The sequence below is a fragment of the Azospirillum picis genome, assembly GCF_017876115.1.
GTDB lineage: Bacteria > Pseudomonadota > Alphaproteobacteria > Azospirillales > Azospirillaceae > Azospirillum > Azospirillum picis.
In genome coordinates this window covers 124,424-131,619 of sequence record NZ_JAGINO010000023.1, presented here as the reverse complement: position 1 = coordinate 131,619, position 7,196 = coordinate 124,424, and the positions used below count along the sequence as shown (strand labels likewise).

Sequence of the window (7,196 nt, the reverse complement as noted above, 5' to 3'; positions counted from 1 at the left end):
GCACAGGACATCCGCGGGGTGGAGCAGCCCGGTAGCTCGTCAGGCTCATAACCTGAAGGCCGCAGGTTCAAATCCTGCCCCCGCAACCAAATCACGAAAGCCCGCCGGAGCCGACGCTCCGGCGGGCTTTTTGCCGTTGGTCTCCGCAGCGGCGGCTCACTGTGCCCTCAATGGGCCTAGCGGATCGAGTGGCGACACCGTGGGCGTCGTCTGGGGCAGGGCGCGGAATGCGGCCTGCGCTTCCGCCGGCAGCGGCGGGCGCATGCGGGTGCGCCATAGGCCGTAGACGGTCGCGGAGAGCGCACCGGCTCCGGTGAAGGCAAACAATCCCGCTGGCCCGGCCGCTCCCATCACCGCGGAAGCCAGCGGCGGCCCGAGGATGGCGCCGACCGAGTTGGACAGGATCAGGCCACCGCTGGCCGACACCAGATCCTCGCGGCCGACATGGTCGTTGGTGTGGGCGAGGCAGACCGGATAGAGCGTGAAGGCCAGGCCGCCGAACAGCGGCGCGACCAGCAGCAGCGGGGCCCGGCTGTCGAGCCCCGCGGTGCCGACCATCGCAGCGCTGCCCAGCGCCAACCCGGCCGACAGGCCGATGATGACGGAGCGGCGGTCGAAACGATCCGACAGGCGGCCCAGCGGCCATTGCAGGACCATGCCGCCCAGGATCAGCATGGTCATGAACAGCGCCGTTCCCGAGACGCCGAACCCGGACGACGCACCGAACACCGGGGCGAGACCGTAGATCGAGCCGGTGATGGCGCCGCTGATGAAGACGCCAGCGACGCCCAGCGGCGAACTCCGGTAGAGTCGCCGGAGGCCGAAGGAGGCGACGTTGGGCAAGAGCGGCGGCGTGTTCCGCGTCAGCGCCACCGGCACCAGCGCCAGCGTCAGCAGCATCGACACGATCATGAAGAGCAGGACGCCTGTCCGGTCGTCCAGCCGCAACAACTGCTGTCCGGCCGCCGAGGCGCCATAGAGGGTCACCATGTAGAGCGACAGCAGTTGTCCGCGCGTCTCATTGGTGGCGGTCCCGTTCAGCCAGCTTTCGATGCACATGTAGAGGCCGGCCATGCAGAAGCCCTGGGTCAGACGCAGGACGGCCCAGAGAGGCGCTGCGGCCAGCAGCCCATGCGCCAGCGCTGCGACCGAGACGACCGACGCGAAGGCGGCGAAGGCGCGGATATGGCCGACCCGGGTTATGATGCGGCTGGCGAACAGCGACCCTGCGGTGAGTCCCGCATAATAGGCGGCCGTGATCAGCCCGACCGACACCGCTCCGGCACTGCCGGCGCTCATCCGCAGGCCGATTGCGGTGGACAGGGCGCCGTTCGCCAGCATCAGGAAGGCGACGCCGACCAGCAGGGCGGCAACCGACCGTGCAACCATGAACATGAGGCGTTTCCCGTCTTCGTCAGCGGCCGGCGAGCGGGGCGGCGGGGAGCACCGCCCATGCCGGCACCCGGCCTGTCTCGGGGGCGGGAAACTCGGGGGCGGGAAAGACCGTGGGAACGGCCGGGGGCGGGAACGCGAACGGGTGGCGCATGTGGTCTCCAGCGCGCCGTCGACCTGACGGCAGTCTTGTCGCCGCCGGTCGGGCGGCCTTGCGGTTTTCCCCGTCAACAGGCCGCCGCCGGATTCGCTGCATGTCGGTTGCGGTGCAGGGCGTACGCCCCAGCCCGGCCGATACCGTCCACCTACCCCGTACCCGGCCGCCCGGCCTGCTGTCGGCGCCGCTGGCGGAGCGCGGGTCCGACCACGGTCCCGAGCAGGTTTTCCAACCTCTATCCGCCGATGGGCGGGCTCGGGAAAGCTGCTTGGGAGGCGCGGGCCCGACCCGGCCCGTGCGCCGCGATCCGCTTTGCCAGCCGCTCCGCAGTCTCCGCCAGAGGCTTGCCGGCCCGAGGCGCCATCCCCCTCGTCTTCCGGTTATCGGCGGCGCCGGTCAGGAGGGTTTCCGTCCGGCGGCGAGCACCTGTTCGACCGCGCCGGCGACGACCTCGTAAGGCTGGGCGCCCGACACCAGGAGCGGCTGCCCGCCGAGACTCTCGTCGGGTGCGACCACGATGGCGGGAACGCCGGTCAGCCCCATCCGCCGGGCCAGCCGCTGGTCGTTCAGGACCACCTCGGTGAAACGCCCGCCGCTCAGGGCCGATCCCAGCGCCTGCGCATCGAGTCCGGCCGACCGGGCGAGGTCGGTCAGGATGGCCTCGTCGCCGATGTCGAATCCATCCTCGAAGAAGGCGCGGAACAGGGTTTCGTGCATCGCCTCGAACCGCCCCACGCTGCGGGAGAAGGCGGCAACCTCATGCGCCTTGCGGCTGTGCGGCTGGACCGGCGGCAGGCGCAGCGTCATGGCGCGCTGCTCCGCCATGGGGTAGACGGCACGCCCCCAGATGTCGTGCAGGTAGTCGCCGTCCGGATCGAGCGTTGGTTCGGGATCGGGGCGGAGTTCGAAGGCGCGCCAGTCGATGCTCACCCGGCCGCCATAGGCATCGCGCAGCCGCTCGATCACCGGAAGCTCGAGATAGCAGAAGGGGCAGACATAGTCGGACCAGACGAACAGCCGGACGGTGGGACCATCTGTCATCTCGGCAACTCCCGGCAGCAGCCTTGGCCGCAATCTCTGCGGCGGCACCCGCTCAGGATCCGCCGCCGGTTCGGAATCGGTCAACCCTTCCCGTGCCGGAGGGTTCCCGGTCCATCGGCGGCCGGTTCACATCAGGCGCTGCGCCTTGAAGCTGGTGTGCCTGCCGCCCTTGCCGATCACCAGATGGTCGTGCACCTCCACCCCGACCGCGCGCGCCGCCTGCATGATCTCTCTGGTCATCTCCACGTCCGCCCGACTCGGAGTCGGGTCGCCGGAGGGATGGTTATGGACCAGGATCACCGCGCTTGCCGACAGCTCCAGCGCGCGCTTCACCACCTCGCGGGGATAGACCGGGGTATGGTCGACCGTGCCACGCTGCTGCACCTCGTCGGCGATCAGCCTGTTCCTGCGATCGAGGAACAGCAGGCGGAACTGCTCGACCGGCTCGTGCGCCATGGCGGCCGAGCAATAGTCGAGCAACGCCTGCCAGGAGGCGAGGACCGGCTGGTCGAGCACGCGCCTCTGCAGGGCCCGCAGGGCGGCCGCCCCGACGATCCGCACGGTGGCAACGGCGTTGTCGCTGGCGAGCGACACCCCCTCCGCCTTCAGTCCGCGCAGGCGTGCCGGCGGGGCGTTCACCACTCCCCACAGGTCGCCGAAGGTCCGGATCAGCAGTTTGGCCAGTGGCCGCACGTCGCGCCGCAGGTTGGTGGCGAACAGCACCATCTCCAGCAGCTCGTAATCCTCCAGGGCTTCGGCGCCGCGATCGAGGAAGCGGCGGCGCATCCGCTCGCGATGATCGACATACAGGGGTGGTTCCTCCCCGGCCTCCTCGTCGTCCGCGGCAGCGGCTGCCATCCCCTCCGGTGGGGGGCTGCCGTCGCGGTCAGACTCCGGCTTGCTCACCACCGGATCCGGCAATGGCAGGAGGGGGGCCGCAGCGGTGGCGGCCTCATCCAGTCGGGTGGGTCCTAGAGCCGGCCCGCCGCCGCGCCTGCGTCCGTTCGTCTGCTTCTTCGCCATCTCTCTTCGCCGCAGGATCGTGCGGAGATGACTATAGCGCCTCCGGGGGCGAGCGTGCAGCAGGATAACTCCCGTAGAGCGGGAGTTGGGGTGGGATCGAGGACGCCGCCTATTCGAGCCAGGGATCGGTTGACCATAGCCGCCGCAAATCCTCGGTCGCCTCGGTCAATGCCGTCGCGTAGCGTTCCGGCGGCAGCAGCCGCAGCGGCTGGAAGAGGTCACGCGCCTTCGCCTGGAAGGCCGGGTCGTGTGCTGCCTTGGCGATGGCATCGACCAGCTTGGCCCGGATATCGGGAGCCAGCCCCTTCGGTGCGGCGATGCCGCGCAGCGACGACATCCGGATGTCGTATCCCTGCTCCTGGAAGGTGGCGACGTCGGGAGCCTGGATCACCCGATCCCCGGACATCACGCCGAGCACCGTGATCGGGTCCTTCCGCTTGAACTGCATGGCCTCGCCGATGTTGACGGCGCTCACCATGATCCTTTGGCTGATCAGCGCCGCCTCGGCGACCGCCGATCCCTGGAAGGGCATATGGTCGAGGGCCAGCCCGGCCCGGCGCTGGAACGCCAGCATCGCCAGATGATCGTCGGACCCGATGCCGGTGGTGCCGACCGTCACCTTGCCGGGGTTGGCCCTGGCGAAGGCCGCCAGGTCCGCCAGGGTCCGGAACCGGCTGTCCTGGCGCACGGCGAGGGCGCTGGGGTCGTCGACCAGGTTGTAGAGCGGGTCGAGCCGGTCGAGCGAGTAGCGCGCCTGCCGTTCGATCGGGATGGCGTTGACGGTGGGCGAGTTGATGGCGCCCAGCGTGTAGCCGTCCGGCGCGGAGTCGGCGAGAGCCGCGAAGCCGATCTCGCCGCTGGCACCCGGCTTGTTCGTCACGTGGATCCGCGCGCCGGAACCGAGCTGCTTCTCGAGGAAGGGAGCGAATGCGCGCATCAGCAGGTCGGTGCCGCCCCCGGCGTCGAAGGCGACGATGATCGTGACCGGCCTCTCCGGATAGCCTGCCTCGGCATCCCATGCCGGCAGGAGTTGCGCCGCCACGACGGACACCAGCGCCACAGCCTTCCAGACCTTCATCCTTCCCCCCTGGCAACGAGTCCCGCGGCACAGGCCCGGCGGGCGGGGATCGGCGCGATGCGGGCCGCCGCTGTCCGGCGCCAGCGTAATCACCGGCCATGCCGCCGGAGTGCGTCCTTAGAATCCCGCGCTGGATGCCGTGCCGTTTCCGATGCCCTCGCCGATACCCGGCCGATGCTCTTGCAAGAACATCATTCTTGAGCTTCAGCATACGGTATTGAAGTGGCGCGTCAACGTGCGGAATGATTTTTCAGGTTGTTCACTGTTCTGGCAATGGTGGAAATAATTACTGTGGGTGAGTCGACGGCATTATGGTGTTAGTTGAGGTGCTTTGAGTGTGCGTGCAGATGAGCGCGGATGCTCCGTAAATGACGACTTGCATGACAGGCGCGGGAGGACGCGGGTATGGATGTGCGCGTCTTTCCGGTGTCCCGCCATGGCGGCGGCTGGTTTCCCTTTATTGACGAAGCAATCACCCGGCGGCATGTTTTGTCCGGTGCCGCAGGCGCCGGCTCCAGCTCTGCGGGACGGATGCGGGGAATTCCTTGCGCCGGACCGGCGCAAGAGAGTCGCCGGTGTCGGTTTTCCTGTGCACAGCCGGGCGTTGACAGCCGTTTGGCACCGCACTATGGTGCGCGCCTTCAATCGAGCCGCCGAGCGTTCAGGAACAGCATCATGAAAATCGTCAACTCTCTGAAGTCGATGAAGACGCGCCACAAGGCCTGCCGCGTGATCCGCCGCAAGGGCCGCGTCTACGTCATCAACAAGCAGAACCCCCGTTTCAAGGCCCGCCAGGGCTGATCGACTGCGAGGCCGGGCTTCGCGCCCAGCCTCTCCGTCATCGGGTGTTTTCGCAAGAGCCGCGCCTTCGGGTGCGGCTCTTGCGTTTTGCGGCGTCCGCTTTTGTCGCGGGCACAAGGGCGATGCGGCACCTTGTGCGGCAGTCTCGACGGATGGTACGTGTGGCGGACGAGTTCGCCGCCACGGAAGAGGACCGTCCGCGATGAAGATGCCGGTGCCGGACGGCGGGATCATTGCCCGCCGCCGGGAGATCGTCGAGGCGCTGCGCGCCATCGTCCCGGGCGAGGGCGTGATCGTCGACGAGAACGAGCTGCGCGCCTACGAGTGCGACGGGCTGACCGCCTACCGCCAGCTTCCCATGGTCGCCGTGCTGCCCAGCACGGTGGAGCAGGTCAGCCGCATCCTGAAGACCTGCAAGGCGATGGGGGTCAAGGTGGTGCCGCGCGGCGCCGGCACCTCGCTGTCGGGCGGCGCCCTGCCGCTGGCCGACGGCGTGCTGCTGGGCATGGGCAAGTTCAAGCGCATCATCGAGATCGACTACGCCAACCGCTGTGCCGTGGTGCAGCCGGGGGTGACCAACCTCGGCATCTCCAACGCCGTGGCGCATGAGGGTTTCTATTACGCCCCCGACCCCTCCAGCCAGATCGCCTGCACCATCGGCGGCAACATCGCCGAGAATTCCGGCGGCGTGCACTGCCTGAAATACGGGCTGACCACCAACAACGTGCTGGGACTGGAGATGGTGCTGATGGACGGCACCGTGTTGCGGCTCGGCGGCAGGCACCTGGACGCCGGCGGCTACGACCTGATGGGGATCGTCACCGGCTCGGAAGGGCTGCTGGGGGTCGTCACCGAGGTGACGGTGCGCATCCTGAAGAAGCCGGCCACCGCCCGTGCCGTGCTGCTCGGCTTTCCGACCAGCGAGCAGGGCGGCGACTGCGTCGCCGCCATCATCGCCGCCGGCATCATCCCCGGCGGCATGGAGATGATGGACCGCCCGGCCATCCATGCCGCCGAGGCCTTCGTCCATGCCGGCTATCCGCTCGACGTCGAGGCGCTGCTGATCGTCGAGCTGGACGGCCCGGCCGCCGAGGTCGACCACCTGATCGAGCGGGTCGAGGGGATCGCCCGCGACAAGGGCGCCTGCTACGCCCGGGTGTCGACCAGCGAGGAGGAACGGCTGGCCTTCTGGGCCGGGCGCAAGGCCGCCTTCCCGGCGGTCGGGCGGATCAGCCCCGACTACTACTGCATGGACGGCACCATCCCGCGCAAGGCGCTGCCGCTGGTGCTGCAGCGGATGCAGGAGATGTCGGAGCGCTGCGGCCTGCGCGTCGCCAACGTCTTCCATGCCGGCGACGGCAACCTGCATCCGCTGATCCTCTACGACGCCAACAAGCCGGGCGAGCTGGAGGCGGCGGAAGCCTTCGGCAACGACATCCTGCGCCTGTGCGTCGAGGTCGGCGGCGTGCTGACCGGCGAGCACGGGGTCGGGGTGGAGAAGCGCGACCTGATGACCGACCAGTTCGACGAGGCCGACCTGCAGCAGCAGCAGCGGCTGAAATGCGCCTTCGATCCCGACGGGCTGCTGAACCCCGGCAAGGTCTTCCCGACGCTTCACCGCTGCGCCGAGCTCGGCCGGCTGCACGTCCACCAGGGGGAGCTGCGCTTCCCCGACATCCCGCGCTTCTGAGGGGCCGGCCCGCC

Annotated in this window: 6 protein-coding genes and 1 tRNA gene; 3 read left to right on the top strand and 4 right to left on the bottom strand. The window is 68.9% G+C overall.

Going from position 1 to position 7,196, the window contains the following annotated elements:
• Positions 1-12 precede the first annotated feature (12 nt).
• Positions 13-89, top strand: a tRNA-Met gene (locus tag J2850_RS25340).
• 67 nt (positions 90-156) lie between these two features.
• Here the strand turns inward: J2850_RS25340 and J2850_RS25335 are convergent.
• The 4 genes from J2850_RS25335 to J2850_RS25320 all read right to left on the bottom strand — a co-directional run bounded on the left by J2850_RS25335 (position 157) and on the right by J2850_RS25320 (position 4,691).
• On the bottom strand, positions 157-1,395 hold the full coding sequence (locus tag J2850_RS25335) for an MFS transporter (RefSeq protein ID WP_209988159.1): 1,239 nt from the start codon (positions 1,393-1,395) through the stop codon (positions 157-159).
• Between the two features lie 550 nt (positions 1,396-1,945).
• Positions 1,946-2,590, bottom strand: coding sequence for a DsbA family oxidoreductase (locus J2850_RS25330; RefSeq protein ID WP_209988156.1), 645 nt, complete (start codon positions 2,588-2,590; stop codon positions 1,946-1,948).
• A gap of 126 nt (positions 2,591-2,716) precedes the next feature.
• Positions 2,717-3,448 (bottom strand): RadC family protein, encoded by a 732-nt coding sequence (gene radC, locus J2850_RS25325; protein WP_209988153.1) that lies wholly within the window; start codon positions 3,446-3,448, stop codon positions 2,717-2,719.
• Positions 3,449-3,722: 274 nt separating this feature from the next.
• Entirely contained in the window at positions 3,723-4,691 is a 969-nt protein-coding gene (locus J2850_RS25320) for a tripartite tricarboxylate transporter substrate binding protein (RefSeq protein ID WP_209988150.1), read from the bottom strand.
• A 675-nt stretch (positions 4,692-5,366) separates the two neighbouring features.
• Here J2850_RS25320 and ykgO point away from each other — a divergent pair.
• Positions 5,367-5,492, top strand: coding sequence for a type B 50S ribosomal protein L36 (gene ykgO / locus J2850_RS25315; RefSeq protein ID WP_012973122.1), 126 nt, complete (start codon positions 5,367-5,369; stop codon positions 5,490-5,492).
• Between the two features lie 202 nt (positions 5,493-5,694).
• Positions 5,695-7,182, top strand: coding sequence for an FAD-linked oxidase C-terminal domain-containing protein (locus tag J2850_RS25310; RefSeq protein WP_209988147.1), 1,488 nt, complete (start codon positions 5,695-5,697; stop codon positions 7,180-7,182).
• Positions 7,183-7,196 lie beyond the last annotated feature (14 nt).